The following is a 23,548-nucleotide window of genomic DNA, read 5'->3' as shown; positions in this document are numbered from 1 at the left end:
TACGATTGGCCCGTGACTGTGCAGCATCCGGATGACATGCGTCCGGTGGACCTCTTCGACGAGGGACTGCCGGTGCTGCCCGACCAGACAAGCGACGACACGGATCTCGGGTGGGGCGATTGGCGCTCCGACTCCGACGATTCCCGCTACCTGGAGGAACGCCCACCGCACTGGGACTAGCGCGTCAGCCGCAGCTGGAGCCAGAGGAACAGCCGCGCGTCGGCGTCGCCGAGCGTCAGGCCGAAGAGGTCCTCGGCTCTGCCGAGCCGATACCTGCAGGTGTTGGGGTGCACGTTGAGCCGCCGCGCCGTTGTCGAGATGTCGCCGCCGGAGGCGAAGTAGGCCAGCAGCGTGTCGCCGTACGACGTGCCGTGCGTGCGGTCGTGCGCGCGGATCACCGGTCCCGCGCCCTCCGACAGCCGGGGCATCAGCGTGGACAGCTCGGCCAGCTCCGCCAGCGCGACGCTCGGCCGGACGTCGTCGATCGTCGCGACGTCCGGAGCGCCGGGGTCGTCCTCCTCCCGGCTCGCCAGCGCGCGCAGCACCGCGTCCGCGTCGTCGCGGGACCGGGCGGCCGCGCGCAGCCCGGTGACGACGGACCCCAGAGCCGCGCGCACGGGCACCCGCAGGGCGCGCCGGGCCCGGGACGCGATGTCGGTGATCAGCTTCCGGTGCGCCGCCCCCGGTGACCCGGCGGGCAGCAGCGCGTAGACCGTGCCGCCGATCAGGGCGCAGCCGTGGCGGCCGTAATGCGCCTCACAGTGCAGGCTGACGAGGTCGGTGAGCTGAAGCGCCGCCCGGGCCGCCACGACGCCCTCGGGATCGTCGGACGTGATGAGGAAAGCGGCCACGACGGCGCTCGCGTCGGGCCGCATGCCGAGTTGCGGGGCCACCACGGTGGCGCTGGCCGGGTCTTCCAGCACCCGGCGCAGCAGGTCGCCGCGCTGGCGCCGGGCGAGGTCGTGAGCCGTGCGAGCGCGCAGCAGGTGCAGGGCGGCGATGTGGGCGGCGTTGTCGAGCGCTCGCTCCGCGTCCTCACCCAGGTCGTCGTCGGCGTCGACCACCCATAGGGAACCGAGCAATTCGCCCCCGGCCCGGACCGCCACCGCCATCCGCGCCAGGCCGCCGGGCTCCGCCGGGAATCGGCACACCCCGTTGGTGCGCGCCAGCAGGCGGTACTGCTCTTCGTTGACCGGCGCGTACGGCACGTGCAGGCCGAGGATGCCCTGGCGCCGGTCTTCGTCGATGGGCTGCCCTCCGAGCGTGGAGTATGCCAGGATCCGCTGATGCGGGTCCTCGATCGCCGTGGCGCCGCCCACCGTCCCCGCGATCGCGTTGGCCAGCGCGAACAGGTCTCCCGTGTCGGGTCCGGCCGCGCCGGGTCCGGTGCGCGCGATGGCCGACAGCGCGGAGGAGACCAGCGCGTCGAGCTGCTGCCAGGTCAGATCCTCGTCGGCGGACAGCAGCGCGGCGCCGGCGGCCTCCGCGACCGCCGCCAGTTCGGTGACCGGCTCGCCGTAGCGCTTCACGACGACCCCGGCGAACCCGGCCTCCGCGGCCCGCCGCACCAGCTCCTCGGCCTGGGGCCGGGCGGGACGTGTCCCGACCGCCAGCAGGAGCGCTCCGTTGAGCCTCGGCAGCGGCGCGCGCGGCTCGTGGATCAGCGTGCCGGACACCAGGGCGTCGCCGCCGCGCGGAGCGGCGATCAGGCGGAGCGACGACGGCCCGAGCGCGTCGAGGAGCTGCTTGACGCTCGAAGTGAACACCTGGTGATGGTAAATGGGGCTTTGACCGATTCCACAATTCGGCCGGGTCATTTCCGTCCGATGGTCTGAAGCCGTGCCGGGTGCCCGCTTCCCAGACTGGGGTCCGTGTTCACCTCTCCTCCCACGTCTGACGACGAGGGTCTCCCCGAAGGCATGGCGGATGCGGCGCGTCACGCGGAGGCCGCGGCCGCCGCGGCGGGCGTGCGGATCCAGGAGGTCGGCGATCCGCGGCGGCTGCGCGCAGTCGCCGGCATGTTCGCCGAGGTGTGGGAGTCCCCGCCGGGACAGGACCCGCTCGCCGGCGACGTGCTGAGGGCCATCGCGCACTCCGGTGGCGCGGTGCACGTGGCCTACGGAGCGTCGGGGCTGGCGGGGGCGACGGCGGCGGTCTTCGGGCCGCCCGGGTCGCGCGGCGTCTACTCTCTGATCGCGGCCGCGCCGTACGCCGACCGGGGAGTGGGGTTCGCGCTGAAGCTGGCGCAGCGCGCGTGGGCGCTGCGGCACGGGGCCACGTCGATCGCGTGGACCTTCGACCCGCTGGTGCGCAGGAACGCCCGGTTCAACCTGGTGAAGCTCGGAGCCGTGGCCCGCGAGTACCTCCCCGACTTTTACGGCCCGCTCGACGACGGCGTCAACACAGGGGACGAGACCGACCGGTTCACCGCGCAGTGGTCGCTGACCGGAGCGAGGACCGCCGAGGCCGCGCGGGCGAGGCAGGTCACCGTGGAGGGCCCCGACCTCGCGGTGGTCACGGTCGACCCCGCGCCCGGGCCCGACGGGCGTCCGTTCCTCGCCCGTGGCGCCGGATCGGTGTGGTGCCGGATCCCCGAGGACATCGTCGCGGTCCGCCGCGCCGACCCCGCCCTGGCCGCCCTCTGGCGTACGGCGGTGCGCGAGGCCATCGCGCCGGCCCTGGCCGACGGCCTGGCCGCGACGGCCATGTCCCGCGACGGCTGGTACCACCTGACCCGTGAGGAGACCCAGTGAAGATCGAACGCATCGAGCTGCTGCACGTGCGGCTGCCGCTCGTCGGCCGTTTCCGGACGTCCTTCGGCACCGCGACGGACCGGGACACGTTCCTGCTCCGCGTGGTCACCGACGCCGCCGAGGGGTGGGCCGAGTTCGCGGGCGACCCCGACCCCCTGTACTGCTCGGAGTTCGCCGCGAGCGCGCACCTCGCGCTCCGCGACCACCTCGTGCCGCGCGTGATGGCGCTCGGGGAGGTGACCGCCGCCATGGTGGGCCAGGCCGTGGAGGAGATCAAGGGCCACCGGCTGGCGAAGGCCGTGCTGGAGACCGCGATCCTCGACGCCGAGCTGCGCTCCTACGGGATGTCGTTCGCCACCTACCTCGGGTCGGTCCGCGCCCGGGTGCCGGCGGGGGTGTCGGTCGGGATCATGGATTCGATCCCCGAGCTGCTCGACGCCGTCGCCGGATACCTCGGCGAGGGCTACCTCCGGATCAAGCTGAAGATCGAGCCCGGGTGGGACGTGGAGCCGGTCAGGGCGGTGCGCACGGAGTTCGGCGACGATCTGCAGCTCCAGGTCGACGCCAACACGGCCTACTCACTGACCGACGCCGAGCACCTGCGGCGGCTCGACGACCACGGGCTGCTGCTGATCGAGCAGCCACTCGCCGAGGACGACCTGCGCGGTCACGCGGCGCTCTCCGCGCTCGTCCGCACGCCGATCTGTCTCGACGAGTCGATCACCTCGGCGCGCGACGCGGCGACTGCGCTGGCCCTCGGCGCGTGCCGGGTGATCAACGTCAAGCCCGCTCGCGTGGGCGGATATCTGGAGGCCAGGCGCATCCACGACCTCGCCGCCGCGAGCGGGGTGCCCGTCTGGTGCGGAGGAATGCTCGAAACCGGCGTCGGCAGAGCGGCCAACCTGGCGCTCGCCGCACTGCCCGGTTTCGTGCTGCCGGGGGACACCTCCGCGTCCAGCCGCTACTACGCGGAGGACATCACCGAGCCGTTCGTCCTGGACGGCGGCCACCTGAACGTTCCCGACGGCCCCGGGATCGGCGTCGACGTGCTCCCTGGCCCGCTGGGCCGCGTCACCGTCGCCCGGCACGACCTCTATCCCCTCTGAGCTCCGTCCCGTCCGAGCTCCGTCCCCTCCGAGCATCCGTCCCCTCTGAGCATCCGTCCCCTCTGAGCATCTGGAAGCCGAACGCATGTCTCTCATCCCACTCGGTCCTCGGCGCCTGGCCGGCGCGGCGGCCGCGGTTCTCCTGCTCGGAGCGGCCGCGGCGTGCGGCTCCTCAGGCGACGCCGCGCCCCAGCCCGTGGCGACGACCGCCCCGCTGTACAAGGACCTGCCCGGCGAGCAGCAGAAGGCCGGGAAGGTCGTGGTCGGCTCGGACATCTCCTACGCCCCGATGGAGTACTACGACACCGACGGGACCACGGTCCTCGGCTTCGACAAGGAGCTCGCCGACGCGCTCGGCAAGCAGCTCGGCGTGCCGTTCGAGTTCCAGAACGCGTCCTTCGACGGCCTGATCACCTCGTTGAAGGCGAACAGGATCGACGTCGTCATGTCCGGGATGTCCGACACCCCGGAGCGGCAGCAGAGCGTGGACTTCGTCGACTACTACACCGCCGGCGCGATGCTGCTCGTGCCCAAGGGCAACCCGGACAAGCTGACCGCACTGGCCGACCTGTGCGGGCGCACGATCGCGGTCCAGCGCGCCACGACCCAGGAGGGCTACGCGCAGAAGCAGAGTGCGAGCTGCGTCCAGGAGGGCAAGCAGAAGATCGAGATTCTCTCGTTCGACCGCGAGACCGAGGCGCTGCTGCAGGTCAAGCAGCACCGCGCGGTGGCCGGCCTGGAGGACTACCCCGTGGCCACCTACAACGCCCGGACCTCCGGAGGAGGCGGCGACTTCGAGGTGGCCGGACAGCAGATCGAGGCCGGCCCGCTCGGCATGGCCGTCTCCAAGCAGGACACCGCGCTGCGGGACGCGCTCAAGAAGGCCCTGGACGCGCTCATCGCCAACGGCGAATACAAGAAGCTGATCGACAAGTGGGGCATCCCGGCCGGAGCACTCAGCGCGGCCACGGTCAACGGCCAACCGGCCGGCGGCGGGGCCTGACGGTGGCGGACGTGAGCACGCACCCCGGCCCGCCGCCGATCCGGGCCGTCCCCGTGCGCCACTACGGGCGCTGGGTGTTCGTCGCCGTCATGGTGGTCGCGCTCGCGCTCGTCGTGCGGGCGTTCTGGGGCGCCGACATCGACTACTCCGTCACGCTGCGCTTCCTCACCGCGGGCAACGTGCTGAGCGGGCTGGTCAACACCGTCGTGATCAGCGTCCTCGCCCAGGCCGTCGGCATCGCGCTCGGCGTGGTGTTCGCCGTCATGGCCATGTCGCGTCACGCCGAGGTGCGCGCGGTCTCCGCCGCCTACGTCTGGCTGTTCCGCGGCACGCCGGTGCTGGTCCAGCTCCTGCTCTGGTACAACCTCTCGCTCGTCGTCAGCACCGTGACCGTCCCTGGAGTGGGAAGCTGGCCGACCAACCAGCTCATCACCCCGTTCATCGCGGCGCTGCTCGGTCTCGGGATCAACGAGGGCGCCTACATGGCCGAAATCGTCAGGGCGGGCATCCAGTCGATCGACCACGGGCAGAGCGAGGCGGCGCAGGCGCTCGGCATGTCACCGCTGCTGACCATGCGCAGGGTCGTGCTGCCGCAGGCCATGCGGGTCATCGTGCCGCCGACGGGCAACGAGTTCGTCAGCATGCTCAAGATGAGCTCGCTCGCGTACGCCATCCAGTACGGCGAGCTCCTGCAGTCCGCGGTGAAGATCTACTCCAACAACCTCGCGATCGTGGAGCTGCTGCTCACGGTCTCGATCTGGTACCTGGCGCTGACCTCCGTGGCGACCGTGTTCCAGGGTTTCCTGGAGCGGCGGTTCTCCCGCGGAGTCATGGGCAACGGCCGCCCGTCGGTCCGCTCCCGGCTGCTGGGCCTCGGAGGCCCGGGAACGAAGGGGGCCGTGCGATGACCGCCAAGCCCATGATGACCGCCAACCCCGCGATGCCGGTGGTGAGCGCGCAGGACGTGCACAAGTGGTACGGCCAGGCGAAGGTGCTGAACGGCGTCGACCTGGAGGTCGCGCCCGGCGAGGTCTGCTGCGTGATCGGCCCCTCCGGGTCGGGCAAGTCCACCTTCCTGCGCTGTGTCAACCACCTGGAGAAGATCGACGCCGGGCGGCTCCAGGTCAACGGGCACCTGGTGGGCTATCGGGAACGCGGCGGCAGGCTCCACGAGCTGCGCGAGAAGGAGGTCGCCGCGCAGCGCCGGGACATCGGCATGGTCTTCCAGCGCTTCAACCTGTTCCCGCACATGACCGCGCTGGAGAACATCATGGAGGCGCCGTGCCGGGTCAAGCGCGAGGCGAAGGCCGTCGTGCGGGAGCGGGCCATGCGCCTGCTCGACCGGGTGGGGCTGGGCGCCCGCTGCGACGCCTACCCCGCCCAGCTGTCCGGCGGCCAGCAGCAGCGGGTGGCGATCGCCCGGGCGCTGGCGATGGAGCCCACGCTCATGCTGTTCGACGAGCCCACCTCAGCGCTGGATCCCGAGCTGGTCGGCGAGGTCCTCGACGTCATGCGCGACCTGGCGACCTCCGGCATGACGATGGTGGTCGTCACGCACGAGATCGGCTTCGCCAGGGAGGTGGGCGACGCGCTGGTCTTCCTGGACGAGGGCACGATCGTCGAGTCGGGCCATCCGCGGGAGGTGTGCGCCCGGCCACGCCATGAGCGGACCCGCGCGTTCCTGTCGAAAGTCCTTTAGGAGACCGGTGCTTCAGGAGACCACGTCCTTGCGGCGGAAGCGCCGGAAGGCGAGCGCGATGAGGATCGCCGAGTACGTCACCGACAGCGCGACGCCCTTCACCATCCCGCTGTAGTCGGGCCGCGGGGCCAGCGCGTCCAGCCAGGCCGTGTTCCAGAACGTGGGCAGGAACTCCCGGATCGAGCCGAGCGCCTCGACCGCCTGGAGGATGCTGCTCACGATGACCAGGCCCACGGCCCCGCCGACGGCGCCCAGCGGCGAGTCCGTGCTGACCGACAGCAGGAAGGCCAGCGACGCGACCACTAGCTGGCTCACCAGGGCGTACGCGATGACGATGCCGAACTTCGGCAGCACGTCGGCGGCGGCGATGACCTCACCGGTGCCGGGCACGCGGATGTCGTGCCAGCCGAACGCCAGCGTGCCCGCCACCAGGGCCATGACCGGCAGCACGGTCACGGCGGCGGCCGAGTATCCGAGCGCGACGATCAGCTTCTGCCGCAGCAGCCGGTCACGGGGCACCGGGGCGGCCAGCAGATAGCGGAGCGACGACCAGCTGGCCTCACTCGCCACCGTGTCGCCGCAGAACAGCGCCACGGCCACGACGAGCAGGAAGCTCGCCGACACCGACAGCGCGAACGCGGCGAAGTTCAGCCCGCCTTCGGTGGCGAGGTCCGACAGACGCAGGGCGTTCTGCTGGTTGCCCGACTGCGGCCCGAACTGGAACGCCACCACGAGGATCCACGGCAGCGCCAGCAGCAGGCCGAACATGGCGATCGTTCGCCGCCGCCGGAACTGGCGGACGATCTCGACGCGCAGCGGCAGCGTCCGCCCGGGGGCGTATCCGGCGGCCGCGCCGGTCGTCTTCGTCGCGGGGGTCAACGGCTTTCTCCGATCAGGTCGAGGAAGACGTCCTCAAGCCGGGGGCCGGAGCCGTTGCCGGAGGTCGTCGCGCCGAGCAGGTCGCCCACCGGTCCCGCGGACACCAGCCTCCCGCGGTGCATGACCACCACGTGGCTGCAGGTCTGCTCGACCTCGCCGAGCAGGTGGCTGGAGATGATCACCGTCCGCCCGCGCGCCGCGTACGCCTTGAGCACCCGGCGCATCTCCGCGATCTGCGGCGGGTCGAGCCCGTTCGTCGGCTCGTCGAGCACGAGCAGATCCGGCAGGCCGAGCATGGCCTGGGCGATGGCGAGCCGCTGCCGCATCCCCTGGGAGTAGGTGCGAACCGCGCGGTCGAGGGCGCCGCCCAGCCCGGCGATCTCCAGGGCCTCCTCCAGGTGCGCGTCCCCGGCCGGCCGCCCGGTCGCCTGCCAGTACAGCTCCAGGTTGGCCCGGCCGGTCAGGTGCGGCAGGAACCCCGGCCCCTCGACGAACGACCCCAGTCGCGACAGCACGGGCGCGCCCGGCACCACGGGGTGCCCGAAGATGCGGATCTCCCCCTCGTCGGGGAGGATCAGGCCCATCAGCATCCGCATGGTGGTGGTCTTGCCGGCGCCGTTGGGCCCGAGCAGCCCGAGCACCTGGCCCTTCTCCACCCGGAACGACAGGCCGTCCACGGCCTTCTCGCCGTTGCTGTAGCGCTTGCCCAGCCCGGTGATCACCAGCGGCACGTCATCGTGCCCCGGCTCCGTCTCCGTACGGCTTTCGCCCCGATTGCCCCGGTCGCCCCGCTCGGCCAGCCGCGTACGGCCGGCCAGCAGCAGCGCGGCGGCGATCACGATGGCGGCGAGCGGCATGGCCCACGTCCACCAGGCCGGGCCGGTGGCCGGGGCGTCCAGCGCCGGGTCGGCGGGCAGCGTCAGCCCCGGAGAGGCGAGCCCGATCCGGTAGACGGCGGGGGCGGCCGGAGTGGCGTACCCGAGGTCGGTGGTCGACACCACGAGCCGCAGCCGGTGCCCGGCGTCGAAGCGCCTGTCGATGGCGGGCAGCGTCACGGTGACCGGCGTGCCCGCCTCCGTCGCGGTCACGCGCAACGGCGCCACCAGGCTCGACGGCAGCACCGCCAGCGCCCCGCCGGACGAGTCGTAGAGCTTGGCGAACAGCGTCGCCTCGCCCGTGCCGTACACGCGGATCTGGACCGTGGGACTGCCGGTGACCTGCGTGGATCTGGGCAGCGGCGCTGATTCGAACGCGGCGGCCTGCCCGGGGATGTCCAGGGCCACCCCGACGTTGCCGCCCACGCCGCTCAGCAGGCCGCCGAATCCGGGCACGGACGAGATCGCGGCGGGCGATCCGCCGGGCGGGTTCGCGACCTGCTGGTCCGGTCCGGCGACCGCCACCGTGGTGCGGGCGCTGCCGGACAGGCCGGGATAGCCGCCCCCGGTGGCGTGCACGATCACGGGACGCCGGGTGCCCGGGTCACGCCCGCCGTCTCGGCTGACCGTGAAGGCCGCCGCACCCGCACCCCCCGCGTCCGCACCTCCGGAAGCGGCACCTCCGGAAGCCGCACCCGCCACGTCGGCACTCCCAGCAGCCGCGCCCCCGGCGCCGGGGGCGTCCGCCTTCTTCTTGAGCCAGCGGTCGAACCAGTCCGAGACGCGGTCACCGGCCCAGTCCGGCTCGCTGTCGCCGCCGTCGTGCCCGCCGTTGATCCAGGCCACCTCGACGGGAGCGCCGGTCGCCGCGATCGCCCGGGCGTTGGCGTCCGCCTGGCCGAGGGGGAACAGGGAGTCACGCTGACCCTGGACGAGGAGTGTGGGAATGCGGATCTTCCCCTGCACCGAGACCGGGCTGGACCTGCGGAGCAGCTCGACGGCGGCCGGAGTGGCCCGCCCGGTCTCCGCCACGGTCTGGTACATGTCACAGATCGCGGGGAGGAACCGCCCGCACCTGACCTGCTGCGCCGTCATCGGCTGGGCGGCCGGCGGCATGTCCCCACGCCCTCCGCCGGATGAGAACGGTCCGTTGCCCGCGCCGCCGGCTGTGCTGCCCGGTCCTGTGCTGCCGAGGCCTCCTGAGGTGAGCCCGCCGCCGGGGGACAGACCGGGGGACAGGGGGCCGTTGCCCGTGCTGAAGAAGATCCCCGCCCACATCTTCTTGAAGACGCCGTTGACCGGACCCCTGCCGGTCGCGTCCGGGAAGAGGGCGTCGGCCAGGTCGTACCAGGTCACCATGGGGGCGATCGCGTCGATCCGGCTGTCGTAGGCCGCCGCCATCAGCGCGATGGCTCCGCCGTACGAGCCGCCCGTGATGCCCACGCGAGGGTCTCCGCCGGCGTCGAGACGCACCTCCGGCCGCTTCGCCAGCCAGTCGACGAGCTGACGGACGTCCTTGACCTCGTAGTCGGGGGAGTTGAGCGCGATCTCGCCGGTGGAGCGGCCGAACCCGCGAGCCGACCAGGTGAGCACCGCGTAGCCCTGATCGGCCAGCCGTTCCGCCTGGGCGCGGACGCTCTCCTTGCTGCCGCCGAAGCCGTGCGCCAGCAGCACCGCGGGGGCCTTGCCTCCGGAGGCCGGCGGGAAGAACGTCGCGTCGATGGTCACATGCTGATCGCCGGCGGGGCCGTCCACGACCGGAATGGCGACGTCCTGGCCCTTCGCGGGCGCGCCGGACGGCCACAATGCCCACGTCAGGCCGCCCGCCACCAGGATGACCAGCGCGACCGCCACGACCAGGGCCCGCCGCCCACCTGGAAACGTCATGTCGTGATGCTACTGAGCCGACCCTGAGAGATCGCTGAGGAGGAGGCGCGGATCGTCGGGAATGGCCGATCCGGGCGGACCTTTTCCCCCGATCAGATGGCAGGAAACGGCATCGCCCTTGTGATCTGACCGGGATCGATCAAGATGGGCTCACATCCCCACATGCCGCAGCAGGAGACGAGCCTCGTGACGGACCACGATTCCCCCCGGCTACCGGACGAGTCGCCACTCAAGATCGACACCACCGTGCCGCACAGCGCCAGAGTCTGGAACCACCTTCTCGGCGGCAAGGATAATTACCTCGTCGACCGCCAGGCCGCTGACCGGTACCGGGAGATATTCCCGCAGATCGTCGACATCGCCCGCACCGATCGGGCCTTCCTGGGCCGCGCTGTCCGCTACCTCGCCGGAGAGGCGGGCATCCGGCAGTTCCTGGACATCGGCACCGGCCTGCCGACAATGGACAACACCCACGAGGTAGCCCAGCGCGTCGCCCCCGAATCCCGCGTCGTCTACGTGGACAACGACCCTCTGGTCCTGCTCCACGCCCACGCCCTGCTCACCAGCACCCCGCCCGGCGTCACCGACTACATCGAAGCCGACCTGCGCGAACCCGATGAGATTCTCAGCGCCGCCGCCAAGACGCTGGACTTCAGCAAGCCGGTCGCCATCATGCTGCTGGGGATCCTGCATTTCGTCAGCGATTTCACCGAGGTGCGCCAGATCGTCACCCGGCTCCTGGACGCCGTGCCCTCCGGCAGCTACCTCGCGCTCACCCACGCGACCTACGACATCGGCGACCAGGCCACCGTTCAGGCCAACGTCGAGGTCCACCAAGACTGGAACGACAACGCGGCGGTCCCGATCACGGCCCGCACCAGGCACGAGATCCGCCGATTCTTCGATGGCCTGGAGCTGCTGGAGCCCGGCCTGGTCTCGATGTCACGATGGCGGCCCGAAGCCACCCCCTGGGATGAGCCCCCCGAGGTCGCGGGCTTCTGCGGCCTCGGCCGCAAACCCTGAGCCCTGGTTTCAGGCCGTGTCCGGCGAATCATGCGAACCCGGCCGGCACGCGCGCCGGCCGGGGACTCGCCGGAACCGTGGGCGCGAGACAGGCCTGCACGGCCTCCCGCCCCGCCCGGGCCTCCTTGTCGCGCGGGCGCACCGTCACCGTGCCGTTGCCGTACGCGATCGGCTCCAGGCCGATTGCTCGGCCGGCTCCACCTGACGCGAAGGCGCGGATAGGATAAGCGGCCGGGCCGCCGTGCGGAATCGTGACAACGCATCCGGGTAATCCCTGATTGCGCCCGCAACCTGCGGACCGGCATCATTTCGCGCGTGACGACAGGAACGACGCTCAGGCACGCGCCCGCTCGCATCCTCGGATGGGCCCTTCCTTACTGGACCCGTGGAGAGGCGGGAAGGGAGACCCCGGCCGATCTCTTCCGGGTCCTCTACCTCGGCTGGCTCGCGGCGTTCGTCCTGAAGGTGCTCGGGTCCACATGGGACGTCTCGTGGCACTTCCGGTGGCTGCGCGACGACCTCGCCCCGCCGCACCTGCTCAACTCCGTCGGTACGGCGATCGCCGTCGGCCTGGCCCTCGTCCACTGGTACACCGGCTACGGCGTCGACCGCACGGCCTCCCGGCTGATCCAGTGGGGCACCGGGATCTTCCTCATCGCGATCCCGCTCGACCTGATCAACCACCGGGTCAACGGGCTCGACATCACCGCCTGGAGCCCCTCGCACGCGCTGCTGTTCATCGGCACCGCGCTGATGATCGCCGGGGTGATCCGGGGGTGGTATCTCGGCGCGGGGACGTCCGGCGCGGTTCCGGAGCGGCGGCGGACGCTGGTGCTCGGCGCCCTCTTCGCGTTCTTCCTGGAGAACGTGCACTTCCCCGCCCAGCACCAGGAGTACGGCGTGCTGGAGCTGGCCTCCTGGGACCGGGGCCAGCCGTACGCCGAGCCGAGCCTGCTCCGGTTCGCGGCGGCCCAGATGGGCCGGCCCGTGGACCACGCCATGATCCTTAAGTTCTCGCTGCCGGTGCCGGACTACGTGTACCCGGTCTACGCGGGCGTGATCGGCATGGCCGTGCTGGTCTTCGCCCGGCTGATGGTCGGGGCGCGCTGGACGGCCACCGGGATCACGGCCGGCTACGTCGCCTACCGCTGCCTCGTGTGGCCGCTGCTCGTCGGAGGCGGCTTCCCGCCGTCGGCGATCCCGTTCTTCTTCGTGCTCGCCGGGATCTGCGTGGACCTCGCCTTCTTCGTGCGTGTGCCGTACATCCGGCCGGTCCTCGGAGCCGCCATCGTGACGACCGCCGTGTACGGCGGGCTCGCCGTACAGGACCGGGTGCTGGAGGCTCCGCCGTTCGCGATGGGAACGTGGCCGGTGACCGCCGCCGCGCTGGCGGCCGTCTGGCTCGCCGTCGAGTGGTTCGTCGGGAGATATCACCTCTCGGGCGCCGACGCGCCGGCCTATGCGCCTGCGGACGTCCTCGGGACAATCGCCGTCGCGCCCGCTGCCGCCGCGGAGCCCCCAGCCGTCGTTCCCGTCGCCGCTGCGGAGTCCCCTGCCGTGGCCACCGCGCCCTCGGCCCCGGCCGGAGAGCGATGACGCCGCACGACATCTCCCGCTGAGCCGCGATATCTCCGTGAGGTCGCGAGATGCCCCGGTGAGGTCGCGAGCCAGCTTCGCTGGGCTCACCTCCGGGCGCGCCGCTCGGGGTCCGTCATGAGCTCGGAGAGGGTCATCGCCACGGTCCGCTCCACGACGGGGAGCCAGTCGAGCGTGCGCAACACCGCGTTGCGCACCTTCTGCAGCGGGCCGCGGCCCAGCGTGGCGAGGCGGGTCATCCGATGCGTGAGGGCCACCACCTCGGCCGCGACGGGCCGCCGCTCCGCCTCGTAGCGGTCGAGCTCCGTCTCGGGGGCGCCGTCGCGCACGACCGCCGTCAGCCGGGCGGCGAGGGCGACGGCGTCCTGGATGCCGGTGTTCATGCCCTGCCCTCCGGCGGGGCTGTGCACGTGCGCGGAGTCCCCGGCGAGGAGGAGACGCCCGGCCCGGTAGTGGTCGGCGAGCCGGTGATGCACCCGGAAGCGCGAGCTCCACACCACGTCCCGGACCTGGGCGGGCCGCTCTCCCGGGCCCCGGGCGTCCAGGATCGCCTGGACGTCGTCGCGGCCGGGATGATCTGGCGCCTCGTCCGTCGTGGCGACGACGCGGTGCCGTCCCCCGGGCAGCGGCGCCACGACGGCCAGACCGGCCGGCGCGAAGAACAGAACGACCTCGTCGCCGGGCAGGTCCCAGTCCAGGTGCACGTCGGCCAGCACGAACGACTCCGCGTAGGTGTCCCCGGTGAAGCCGATCCCCGTCTGCTCCCGGACCGTGCTGTGCATTCCGTCGGTGCCCACGACGTACGCCGCGCTCACGGTCTCTCCGGTCGCCGTGGTGACGGTGACCCCGCCGGCGTCCTGCGCCACGGCCGTCACCTCGTGCGGGCGGTGCACCTGACCGCCGAGGGCGTGCAACCGGTCCAGCAGCACCTTCTCGGTGACGTTCTGCGGGACCATGAGCGTGAAGGGGTAGTCGGTCGGCAGTTCGGTGAAGTCGATCGACATGAGCGTCCGGTCCCGATCGCGGACGGTGAAGCGCGGCACGACCACGCCGTGGCGGACCAACTCGTCGGTGACGCCGAGGTCGCGCAGGACCTCCAGCGTGCGCGCGTGCACCACCGCCGCGCGTGAGGTGTTGGCGCCCTCGGCCTGCTTGTCGAGGAGCACCACGTCCACGCCCTCGGCGACCAGCGAGGCGGCCAGCGTCAGGCCGACCGGCCCGGCGCCCACTATCAGGACATCGGCCGTGCTGGGAAGTCGGTTCCGTTCGGCCATTTCGGCCTCCTAGGCCTACGAGAGGGGCGTCCGACATCGACCTGCGTCTGCCCGACCTGAGCACCATGCCCCGCGAAGAGGCGGGTGAGACGCTGATGCGGCACTTCATCGAGCGGTGGGAGGGCGGGCTCGCCGATGAGGTCCTGATCGTGCTGTTCCGCTCGGCCATCACCAACGAGGCGGCGGCCGAGCGGCTCCGCGCCGTTTCGGCGCGCAGGTCGCCCGGACGCAGGGGGCGATCGTGGACGACCCGGAGGAGATCTCCACTTTCGCGCGATGCTCCGTCCGCCGTTGGCCGTCCGCCGTTGGCCGTCCGCCGTTGGCCGTCCGCTGTCCGGACTGTCCGCGCGCCGGGTACGTCAGATGACCGGCGCCCTGGTGAGCGCGACGGCCACGCCGTACGCCAGGCCCATCACGGTCAGCTCGAACGCCGCCCACGCGGCGAACGCGGTGGGGGCCTGACGGGCTATCGACGGCATCAGGCGCCAGCGGATGTTGGCGCCGAGCACCGCGATCACCCCGGTGAGCAGTGTCTTGGCCAGCACGAACCAGCCGTACCGGGTGGTCGCCAGCGACAGGGGGAAGGTCTGCCCGGGGGCGAGCAGCAGCTCGATGAGGCCGTTGAAGACTCCCGACAGGCCGACGACGAGCAGCGCGACCGTGGCCAGCTTCGAGAAGCGCGGCAGGGCGAGCGCCAGCAGGTCGCGGTGGCGGGGGAGCAGCACGGCCAGCGCGACCAGGCCGCCGGTCCACGCCGACGCGCCGATGACGTGCAGCTCCATCGAGACCATGCTGAAGTCGTGCCAGTACCAGTTCGAGGCGTGGCCGGTGACCGGGAGCGGCAGCAGGCCGAACCCGGCGATGAGCACCCGCAGCTCGGCGGGGACCTTCTCGCCGAACCGCACGGCGAGCATGCCCACGGCCGAGCTCGCCAGGGCGCAGGAGGCGCTCACGATGATGCCCTGACCGGAGCCGATCCGCTCGACGTAGGAGGCGACGTCCGGCAGCCCGCCCGGTTCGAGCTCGGCAGCGCTCAGCACGGCGGAGAGCAGCGCTGCGGCGCACCAGATGAGGGCCGTCAACACGGCCCAGTGCCTGGCCTTCGCGGCCACCCGCTCCGTCCGCTCCGGCGTGTCGAAGCCGAGGAGCTTGGGCAGCAGGCTCAGGCCGACGGTGGCCATCGCGGCCAGGTCGAGGATCACACGGGCGACGGGCAGGCCGTATTCGACGAGCCGTCCCGGCATCGGAATCCCCGGCGCGGGGGCGGGGAGGGTCAGCCACGTCGCGATGACGACGGCCAGGAGCCCCGCCGCGACGACTCCCGCGACCGGAATCCGGGTCCGCGACGCCTCGGAGATGCCGGCCGGCGCCTGCCCGCGCTCCGCCGTCGCCGTCACGCGCCGCTCCTGAGGCCGGGCTCGCCCGATGAGCCCCCCGCCGTGTGGGGGGCGTCGTCTAGATACGCGAGGGCGCGGCGGTCGTGCCGTACGAGCACGAGGGCGGCCAGGGCGAGCAGCGCCGCGGTGGCGATCAGCAAGCCCCAGACCCAGCCGCCGCTCGACCCGGGAATCTCCAGAGACGCCGGCTTCCCGATGGCCGCTGTCGTGCCCGGCTTCGGGTCAGGGGCGGGACCCGTCCCCCCCTGGCCGCCGGCGCCCGTGACGGTGAAGCCGATGGTGCCGGTGACCGGGTGGCCGTCGTTGGAGACGATGCGGTAGCCGATCACGTAGGCGCCCGAGGGCCCGGAGCCGCGCACACCGATGAAGACGCTGTCACCGCTCACCCAGACGTCCCCCTGCTCGTAGCGGGCTCCGTCGGGACCGGTCACCGCGATCCTGGCGAAGTCACGGCGGACGGCCTGGTCGAAGGTGAGCGTCACCCTGGCCGGCATGGCCGAGAGCCGCGCGCTGTTCTCAGGGTCGCTGGCGATCAGGACGTTGTGGGCCCGCGCCGGCGTGGTCAGGAACAGCAGCGGCGCACAGGCGAGCAGCAGCACGACAAGGGTCCGCGCGAGCGGCCGAACTGTCCTGCCGAGCGCCCGCCCGAGGACGCTGAGCGGTCTCGTGATCAGGCCGGTGGTCCACGGCGCGCGATGGGGAAGCCGTGTGGCCGGGGTGCGCCGGGGCGCGCCTCCGGAACGGTGGGCGAGGAATGACACCCCCGGGCGGTGCAGGTGACCCCCTGGCCGGGACGATCCGGCCCGCGCGACCTCGAACAACTGCCTTGCCTCCCGGTTGGGGACCCGCTGACCCAGACATGGTCCCACTGATCGCCCCCGGCCGATTCCCGGCCCCCGGCAAGCCCGCGACGGGCCCCTCCAGACCCCTGACGAGCGGTGCCCGGCGATCCCTTGTGGGGATCGCCGGGCACCGGTTGGGACTCCGGGCCGCGCGAGCGTCACCGGTCTCACGCGGCCCGGAGGCTATGCCCGGCGGCGAGGGCGTGTCGCGCCTGCCGCCGAGCACGTCTTCGGCGGGGTCAGATCTTCTTCCAGAGGGCCGGCACGTTGGGCGGTTCCCAGCCCGTGATGGCCGTGTGCGCCTGGAGGCACTGGTAGTTCGACCCGCCGTAGCTGACCTTGGCCCCCACCGCGTAGCTGGTCCCCGCGGCCCAGGCCGGGTAGGCGCCGGTCGGGCTGGGCGTGGGGCTCGGCGTCGGAGTCCGGGTCGGAGTGGGCGTGGGTGTGGGTGTGGGCGTGGGTGTGGGCGTGGGTGTGGGCGTCGGGCTCTTGGTCGGCGTCGGCGTCGGGGTGGGCGTCGGGGTGGGCGTCGGGGTGGGCGTGGGTGTGGGCGTGGGTGTGGGGGAGGGGCTGCCGCCCGCGCAGGCTCCCTGGTCGGCCCACACGTCCGCGCTCCCCGGCGTTTCGCCCTGGGTCCACCACTTGGCCTTCCAGGTGTGGCCGTTGTAGGAGGCCAGGTCGCCGCCGACGTAGACGGCAGTGGACGACCAGGCGGAGGCCGTACAGGATCTCGTGGGGGAGGGCGACGGCGACGCGCTCGGCGACGCGCTCGGGGAGGCCGACGGGGAGGGCGACGAGGTCGTGCCGCCGCGGGCGTAGTCCTGGAGGAGTCCGTACGTCTGGCCGCCGAACGTCACCGTCCAGTTCGACGGGGTTGAGACCGGCAGGTAGTAGACGAAGGCCACGTCGACGGAGGCGCCGGGGGCGAGCGTCTGCCAGCTCGGCAGCTTCAGGGACACCCGGTTGTAGTCGCCCTGGAGCCCGCCGATGTTGTTGGCCGCGGTGTGGTCCTTGCGGATCACGACGGACCCGAATCCCGACTGGTCGGCCGCGTTGCCCGGAGCGGAGTTCGCGTAGTCGAACTGGAACTCCGTGCCGCCCGGCAGGGTCACCGACGAGTTGTTCGTGATGTGGATCTTCGGATTGATCGGGTAGTTGTTGTCGCCGAGGGCGAACTCCCGGAAGTCGACCGAGATGTCCAGCTTCTGCGCCGGGATCGTCGTGGTCGCCCGGGTGTTCCCGTACGCCGAGGCCGTCTTGAACTTGTCGTACATGACCGTGGTCAGCGTGGACCCGGGCTCGTACTGGCCCTTGGCGGCGTTCCAGTCGTAGTCGCCGGCGAGCTCCCAGACCATCGCGCCGCCGAGGCCCTTGGACACCACGTAGTCGGCCTTGGCGCCGACCGACTGGTCGTCCTCGGTGGACAGGAACACCTTCTTGGTGGAGTTCCACAGCCAGGGGGCGACGAGGGTCGAGTTGTAGTAGCGGGTGTAGGCGCCGGTCAGCGACGTGTCCGTGATGCCGTATGAGGACAGGTAGTCGCCGAGGATGCCCTGCTGGAGGTTCTTGGCGTGCCACATCGGGTTGGACCCGGCGGGGGCCTCCTTGCCGGCCGTGTCCAGGTCGTGCCACAGGTTGTCGATGCCGACCGCTCCGTCGCCGCAGCTCGTCAACCCTGCTCCGGCCGGGCATGTCGTGGCGGCAGCCGTACCCCACAGGCCGTTCGTGCCGCCCGTGACGTTCTTGAAGCCGCGCGTGTAGTACGGCAGGCCGATGTTGATCCGGCCGGGCTGCATCGCGCCGCGGAAGTAGTGGTACGCCCAGTCGGTGTTCAGGTAGCCGATCCCGCCGTACTGCGAGGTCGTGTAGACACCGGCGGCGGCCAGCTCGGCGTCCTTGCCGTCGTCGTACAGCGAGGCGTTGGGGCCGACGAACTTGTTCCAGGCGCCGTGCAGGTCGTACGACATGATGTTGACGTAGTCGAGGTACTGCGTGACCTGCGTGGTCTCCATGCCGCGCAGCAGGTAGCCGGAGGACGGCGCGGCGATCGACAGCAGGTAGTACTTGCCGTCGGCGGCCGAGGCCGTGTCGAGCTTCTGGCGCAGCGTCTTCATCAGGGCGACGTAGCCCTTCATCAGGCTCGCGCGCTTGGCGTTGGCGGTGTTCCAGTCGAGCGGGTTGCCCGCGTCGTTCATCGACGTCGGGTACTCGTAGTCGATGTCCACGCCGTTGAAGCCGTACGTCCGGATGAACGAGACGGCCGAGTCGGCGAAGGTGTTGATCCCGGTCTGGTTCACCGAGCCGTCGGAGTTGACGGTCATGGAGTAGAACCCGCCGCTGGCCTGGCGGTTGCCGCTGTCGTCGAAGTAGCCGCCGGTCTCGGCCCAGCCGCCGACGCTGATCAGCGTCTTCGTGTTCGGGTACTGCTTCTTGAACTTGTTGAGCAGGTTGAAGTGGCCCTTGTAGCTGTAGGCCGGGTCCATCTCCGCCCCGGCGACGCCCGGCCAGGTCTCACCGATGGCGGCGTTGGCCGCGGTGTTCGAGCCGACGGAGAGCTTGTTGTCCGGCCCGACATGGCCGAACGCGTAGTTGATGTGGGTGACCTTGCCCCAGGGGATGTTGTTGACCAGGTAGCGCGTCTGCCCGTTGGCGCCGTCGCGCCATCCGGTGAAGTAGCCGATGATGCGCCGGGGGTGGTCGGAGCCGTTCTTCTCCCGGCCGCCCGTGTCATAGGCCAGGCAGTAGGGGACGTCCACGCCCGGCGTCCGGTAGAGGCCGTCGGGGCGGCAGGTCTCGTTGTCCACCGCCGCGCTGGCGACGCCACCGATGCCGCCGACTCCGCCGATGACGGCGATGCTGCCGGTGAATATCCCGGCCATGAGAGCGAGCGAGGCTGCTCCCGCTGATGCCGCGCGCAAGCGCACAGGCCACCTCCGATAGGCGACGTGCCAGTGTTACGACCCCCACCCCAGGGGATTGCTCGGAAACTAAGCCTGTGTGAACTGGCGCGTCAATGCCTTCTTTTAAGAAACTTTCCTGATAGTTATTTGTTAAGGGCGCCTTAAGGAACGCTTGACCCCCGCACGCTCGTCTCTTGTGCCCGGATCAAGGCGCGGACTAAGATCCGAGCACTGCTCACGAACAACCGCTAGGTAGGTGGCCGTGGCCGCTCCCGCCGCTTCCCCGGTGGCGCTGGCGGAGCCGGTCCGGCGGGTGGGGCCGAGCGGCGCGCGCCGCGGCCACTGCGGAGGATCTGGTGTTGGCGTACGCGTTCGCATGCAGAGCCAGGTAAGACAAGCGGCCCTGGGGTGCCTGTCGGCAATGTCGAGCCGAAGCTGGGCTACTTGGCCTCGCCGACGACGAAGCAGTCGTCCCGGTCGTCGATCAGGACCAGGTCAGCCCAGCCGCTCCCGAGCAGGAGGCGGCGACCCGCGTCCGGACCGCGTCGATATCACTGCTCTGTGATTATCTGAGCACCGTCGGTGATGGATATGGGAGTATGGGTTCATGGGTATGGTGACCAATATGAAGACCACGGTCGACATCGCCGACAGCCTTCTTCAGGAGGCACGCCAGGTCGCCCACGCCGAGGGGACCACGCTGAAGTCGCTGATCGAGGAGGGTCTCCGCGCGGTGCTGTCTCGCAGGGTCCCCAGAGTCGACTTCCTTCTGGAGGACGCCTCGGTTCCGGGTGACGGCTTGCAGGCCGCGGTGAACACGGCGTCGTGGGACGACGTGCGCGCCCTCGCGTACGGAGATCGCCTGTGATCGCCGTGGACACGAACATCCTGGTCTACGCTCATCGCCAGGACAGCGAATTCCATGCCGACGCCGCAAGGCGGGTCAGGGAACTGGCGGAGAGCCGTGCCCCATGGGCGATTCCGTGGGCGTGTCTGCACGAGTTCTTCTCGATCGTCACACATCCACGCATCTATGCCCCGCCGAGCACCACCGACCAGGCGCTGCGCCAGATCGAGGCATGGCTGGCGTCTCCCTCGCTGGTGACCCTTGGCGAGGGAGCTGGATACTGGCCGGCCCTCAGGAACGTCCTCGTCGAGGGGAAGGTCACGGGGCCACTGGTGCACGACGCCCGTATCGCGGGTCTCTGCCTTTCCCATGGTGTCCGCGAGCTGTGGACGATGGACCGCGACTTCAGCAGATTTCCCGCATTGACTACGCGGAACCCGCTTCGCCGTGAAGGCCGGGGTGCATGATCACTGCCGGAGAGTGCGCAGGTGGCGATGGGAGCCGGGGAACCTGTGCATGATCACGGCCTGGGGAGGCGGTGGTCGTTGACGTAGGACTCCAGGCGGTCGCGGCTCCACCGGCCGTCCGCGACCACGACGCGGTAGGCCAGACTCAGCGTGTCGCCCGGCGCCAGCCGCACCTCCTCGTCGAAGGCGATCGACGGGTTCACCGCCGCGAACGGGGTGGTTCTGACGAACCACTTCGCCGGTTGCGCGCTGATGAACAGCAGCGTCGAGGAGCGGTCCACCTCGTCGTGTCCGCCGGCGTAGGCCAGCCACCGCGCCTGGCGGCCCATCATCTCCGGGCCGTCTCCGGTCTCCGCGATGACCTCGCCGTGCTCGAACGAGCGGGGGCCGCGCCAGAACAGGCCGCAGTAGCCCGCCATCGGCCGGCCGTTCGTCGTCGGGCTGCCGAAGACCAGGTCCTCGCCCCGTGTGTTCGTCATGGCGGTGGTGAGGTCGAGGGCCCACGAGTCGTCCTCGACGTCGCGGATCTCCAGCGTGCGGACCTCGTCGACCCAGTGGTCGCCCGCCTGGGTGTGCCAGGTCAGCCGCTCCACGCCGGGCTCGGGGAAGCCCTCGTGCCGCATCGTCCCGTTGTTCGGCAGATCGACGTAGGTCTCCTCCTCGCGCACATAAGTGCCGCCGCCCCAGAAGTTCTGCCCCGAGAGGTTGGAGACGGTCATCTGGAGGCCCTTGTGCCACAGGTGGTCGTGCGGCCGGTAGGCCGTCACCACGTCACCCGCGAGGGTCCGCATCGGATGCAGGTACGGCTTGGGCGACTCGTAGATCGGCATGTCCGGTTCGTAGACGTAGTGGAGGATCTCCACGCCGCGTTCCTCAACGACGAGCTTCTTCACCGATCCCACCGGGCACCTCCGTTGTCGTGAAAAGTCCACGCCGAGACGTGGAGGTCCAGGAGCTCACCGGCGTGTCACCCGAGCAGCCAGCCGTACAGCCAGGCGAGGAGCGCCAGCCCGGCCAGGCTCGGCACGATCTGGATCGCCCGCGCCCGCAGCCGGAAGGCCGCCACGGTGGACAGCGCCGTGGCCAGGACGGCGAGCAGGCCGTACCACGGCAGCGCCTTCGGGACGCCGATGGCGAGCGCGGTCTCGTCGGCCATGCCGTACACGCTGAGGGCGGACAGCCCGGCGAACGCGAGCCCGGCGAGCCCCGCCAGCGCGGTCGGCCCGCCGCCCCGCCGCCTGACCAGCCCCGCCAGCCCGGCGAGGAGTTGTACGGCCGACACGAGCACGAACAGCGCGAGCGGCGCGAAGAGCGCAGGCGAGTTGATCGCCTTGTAGGCCGACGAGGTGAGGGCGAGCTCGCCGGGACGGACGATCGGGTACGGCGCGCGCGCCGGGTCGCACGGCGCTCCGGTGGCCGCCGGGTCGTCGAGGAACGCGGCGATCGTACGGCGCCCGCACTCGCTGGACAGGAACACCGCGTGCCCGATCCCGGCGAACTCGGTGAAGCGGGCCCCCGGCACGCCGCGGGCGGCCTCGCGGGCGGACTCCGGAGGCGTTGTCGGGTCGAACTGTCCGCCTACGACGAGCACGGGCGGCGCCGGCGTAGGCCGGCCCAGGGGAGCCGGTGCCGTCCCGTCTCCGGTGGCCGTGCCTCCTGTGCCCGTCGCGTTCCCGGTGTCCTGCGTGCTGATGGCGGCCACGCTCTCGCCGCGGGCGGCGGGCAGGTTCCAGGCCCCGCACACGGCCGCGTCCGCGACTCCGGTGAACAGCCGGAGGCGGCCGCCGCCCCGGAAGGAGTTGAACGGCACCTCGTCCTGGCACTGGACCGCGTAGTACAGCCCCCAGTCGTGCGAGGTCAGGCCCTCGCCCACCTGGTCGATCAGCGGCTGCAGCAGCCCCGTGCGCCCGTCGGCCAGGCCGTCCACCAGCGCCGGGACGATCGGGATGACGTCGGCCTCGTGCAGGGCCTCTTCGAGGATCGTGGCCACGTCGTCGCCGGTCAGGTTGACCGTGATCCGCTTGTGGGTGAGCGGGTCGCGGGTCTCCAGCGTGGCGGGCCGGGCGTTGAGCCGGGCCACCATCGCGTCGAACCGCGCCGTGATCCCCAGCTTGGCGATGGTCGCCCCGAGCGCGGGGGTGGCCTCGTCGTACCACTTCGTCTTGGCCGGGAGGAAGGAGTCGAGCACCACGCTGCGCGTGCCCGCCGGGTCGTCCGACGCGGCCTGGAGCATCGAGCGGGTGGAGTAGCTCACGCCGAAGAGGTTCCACTTCGGGTAGCCGAGCGCCTTGCGCAGGTCCACGACGTCGGCGGCGATCTCGGCGGTCTGGTAGCCCCGGAGGTCGATGTGCTCCCCCTGGAGACGGTCCTGGCAGGTCAGCGCCTCTCTAATGATCGGCGCGGTCTCCGTGGCCATCTGCGCGGGGCTCTGCAGGGTCTGGACGAGGCCCCTGACGATCTCCGGACAGGCCAGCCGGGGCTCGGAGTAGCGCCCGCCGCGCTGCTCGACGACCACGACGTCCCGGTCGGGCAGCATCCGGGAGAGCAGCCCGATGAGCTGGAGCGACGGCGACCCCGGGCCGCCGTTCGAATAGACCACCGGGTCCTGCTTGCGTCCCGCCGCCGTCGATCGGTGTACGGCGTAGCCAACCTTGATCGTCCTGCTGTTGGGGACGTCCCGCCGCTCGGGTACGAGGAGGAACCCGCAGGTCGTCCCCTCCGGCACCGCGACCGGGCAGGGCTGCTCCTCGGTCTGGCCCGGTCCGGCGGCGTACGCCGCGCTGGAGAGGCCGCTGGAGAGGCCGCTGGAGACGCCGCTGGAGGCGCCCAGAAAGGACACAACGAGGGCCGCGGCGAATGCCGTGACGGCCGCTTTACGCACACCCCGCAACCGTCAGCCCCGTCCCGCGAACCCGGCGATATCCGCAGAAACCTTAGCGCGAATCATCCCCAAGCCGTGTCAAAGCCCCCTATTCGCCCCACGAGCCGTTGCTGTGCATG

At 71.4% G+C, this 23,548-nt stretch carries 19 protein-coding genes and 1 pseudogene; 11 read left to right on the top strand and 9 right to left on the bottom strand.

All coding sequences use genetic code 11. From position 1 onward, the window contains the following. Positions 1-12 precede the first annotated feature (12 nt). Positions 13-180 carry a hypothetical protein gene (locus tag N5079_RS05195; protein ID WP_261582293.1) on the top strand — a complete coding sequence of 56 codons (168 nt, stop codon included), beginning with the start codon at positions 13-15 and terminating at the stop codon, positions 178-180. On the opposite strand, the gene N5079_RS05190 is transcribed toward N5079_RS05195, so the two are convergent. Beyond that, positions 177-1,766: a PucR family transcriptional regulator gene (locus N5079_RS05190; RefSeq protein ID WP_261582267.1), complete on the bottom strand. Its 1,590-nt coding sequence runs from the start codon at positions 1,764-1,766 to the stop codon at positions 177-179. The two genes, N5079_RS05195 and N5079_RS05190, sit on opposite strands and share 4 nt — an antisense overlap. 105 nt (positions 1,767-1,871) lie before the next feature. Between N5079_RS05190 and N5079_RS05185 the strand changes: the two genes are divergently transcribed. The 5 genes from N5079_RS05185 (at position 1,872) to N5079_RS05165 (ending at position 6,561) form a co-directional block, all read left to right on the top strand. Continuing rightward, entirely contained in the window at positions 1,872-2,753 is an 882-nt protein-coding gene (locus N5079_RS05185; protein WP_261582266.1) for a GNAT family N-acetyltransferase, read from the top strand. Then, positions 2,750-3,859: an o-succinylbenzoate synthase gene (menC, locus tag N5079_RS05180; protein ID WP_261582265.1), complete on the top strand. Its 1,110-nt coding sequence runs from the start codon at positions 2,750-2,752 to the stop codon at positions 3,857-3,859. The genes N5079_RS05185 and menC overlap by 4 nt, the downstream gene beginning before the upstream one ends. Positions 3,860-3,944: 85 nt before the next feature. Next, complete coding sequence (locus N5079_RS05175) at positions 3,945-4,862, top strand: ABC transporter substrate-binding protein (RefSeq protein WP_261582264.1); 918 nt, start codon at positions 3,945-3,947, stop codon at positions 4,860-4,862. Positions 4,863-4,873: 11 nt separating this feature from the next. Next, complete coding sequence (locus N5079_RS05170) at positions 4,874-5,770, top strand: amino acid ABC transporter permease (protein ID WP_261582263.1); 897 nt, start codon at positions 4,874-4,876, stop codon at positions 5,768-5,770. Beyond that, positions 5,767-6,561, top strand: a complete 795-nt coding sequence (locus N5079_RS05165; RefSeq protein ID WP_315967783.1) for an amino acid ABC transporter ATP-binding protein — start codon at positions 5,767-5,769, stop codon at positions 6,559-6,561. The genes N5079_RS05170 and N5079_RS05165 overlap by 4 nt, the downstream gene beginning before the upstream one ends. A gap of 12 nt (positions 6,562-6,573) precedes the next feature. Here N5079_RS05165 and N5079_RS05160 read toward each other — a convergent pair whose 3' ends face one another. Together N5079_RS05160 and N5079_RS05155 are read right to left on the bottom strand one after the other, a co-directional pair. Then, a complete protein-coding gene (locus tag N5079_RS05160) occupies positions 6,574-7,440 on the bottom strand; it encodes an ABC transporter permease (protein ID WP_261582262.1) in 867 nt (288 codons plus the stop codon). Next, a complete protein-coding gene (locus tag N5079_RS05155; protein ID WP_261582261.1) occupies positions 7,437-10,202 on the bottom strand; it encodes an alpha/beta fold hydrolase in 2,766 nt (921 codons plus the stop codon). Before N5079_RS05155 ends, N5079_RS05160 begins: the two co-directional genes overlap by 4 nt. Before the next feature lie 186 nt (positions 10,203-10,388). Here N5079_RS05155 and N5079_RS05150 point away from each other — a divergent pair, with 186 nt between their 5' ends. Both N5079_RS05150 and N5079_RS05145 read left to right on the top strand, forming a co-directional pair. Continuing rightward, a complete protein-coding gene (locus N5079_RS05150) occupies positions 10,389-11,225 on the top strand; it encodes an SAM-dependent methyltransferase (RefSeq protein WP_261582260.1) in 837 nt (278 codons plus the stop codon). 315 nt (positions 11,226-11,540) lie between these two features. Then, positions 11,541-12,821, top strand: a complete 1,281-nt coding sequence (locus N5079_RS05145) for a hypothetical protein (protein ID WP_261582258.1) — start codon at positions 11,541-11,543, stop codon at positions 12,819-12,821. Positions 12,822-12,907: 86 nt separating this feature from the next. Here the strand turns inward: N5079_RS05145 and N5079_RS05140 are convergent, their stop codons facing one another. Continuing rightward, a complete protein-coding gene (locus tag N5079_RS05140; RefSeq protein WP_261582256.1) occupies positions 12,908-14,095 on the bottom strand; it encodes an FAD-dependent oxidoreductase in 1,188 nt (395 codons plus the stop codon). Positions 14,096-14,160: 65 nt separating this feature from the next. Here N5079_RS05140 and N5079_RS35465 point away from each other — a divergent pair. Further along, positions 14,161-14,301 (top strand): annotated as a pseudogene (locus tag N5079_RS35465) (hypothetical protein); the annotation flags it as partial. Between the two features lie 153 nt (positions 14,302-14,454). Here the strand turns inward: N5079_RS35465 and N5079_RS05135 are convergent. The 3 genes from N5079_RS05135 to N5079_RS05125 form a co-directional block, all read right to left on the bottom strand. Beyond that, positions 14,455-15,492: a copper resistance D family protein gene (locus tag N5079_RS05135; protein WP_261582255.1), complete on the bottom strand. Its 1,038-nt coding sequence runs from the start codon at positions 15,490-15,492 to the stop codon at positions 14,455-14,457. Further along, positions 15,489-16,313 (bottom strand): copper resistance protein CopC, encoded by an 825-nt coding sequence (locus N5079_RS05130; protein WP_261582254.1) that lies wholly within the window; start codon positions 16,311-16,313, stop codon positions 15,489-15,491. Before N5079_RS05130 ends, N5079_RS05135 begins: the two co-directional genes overlap by 4 nt. A 260-nt stretch (positions 16,314-16,573) precedes the next feature. Continuing rightward, positions 16,574-19,258, bottom strand: a complete 2,685-nt coding sequence (locus N5079_RS05125; protein WP_261582253.1) for a chitinase C-terminal domain-containing protein — start codon at positions 19,256-19,258, stop codon at positions 16,574-16,576. A 601-nt stretch (positions 19,259-19,859) separates the two neighbouring features. Between N5079_RS05125 and N5079_RS05120 the strand changes: the two genes are divergently transcribed. Both N5079_RS05120 and N5079_RS05115 read left to right on the top strand, forming a co-directional pair. Then, positions 19,860-20,102, top strand: coding sequence for a type II toxin-antitoxin system VapB family antitoxin (locus N5079_RS05120; protein ID WP_261582252.1), 243 nt, complete (start codon positions 19,860-19,862; stop codon positions 20,100-20,102). Then, complete coding sequence (locus N5079_RS05115; RefSeq protein WP_261582250.1) at positions 20,099-20,548, top strand: type II toxin-antitoxin system VapC family toxin; 450 nt, start codon at positions 20,099-20,101, stop codon at positions 20,546-20,548. Before N5079_RS05120 ends, N5079_RS05115 begins: the two co-directional genes overlap by 4 nt. 53 nt (positions 20,549-20,601) lie before the next feature. Here the strand turns inward: N5079_RS05115 and N5079_RS05110 are convergent, their stop codons facing one another. Both N5079_RS05110 and N5079_RS05105 read right to left on the bottom strand, forming a co-directional pair. Then, positions 20,602-21,450 (bottom strand): PmoA family protein, encoded by an 849-nt coding sequence (locus tag N5079_RS05110; RefSeq protein ID WP_261582249.1) that lies wholly within the window; start codon positions 21,448-21,450, stop codon positions 20,602-20,604. 65 nt (positions 21,451-21,515) lie between these two features. Continuing rightward, entirely contained in the window at positions 21,516-23,429 is a 1,914-nt protein-coding gene (locus tag N5079_RS05105) for an alpha/beta fold hydrolase (protein ID WP_261582248.1), read from the bottom strand. Positions 23,430-23,548 lie beyond the last annotated feature (119 nt).

The organism is Planotetraspora sp. A-T 1434, assembly GCF_025420585.1.
GTDB lineage: Bacteria > Actinomycetota > Actinomycetes > Streptosporangiales > Streptosporangiaceae > JAOEGB01.
Note: the sequence above shows the minus strand (reverse complement) of the source record. Positions and strands in the feature narration are given on the sequence as shown.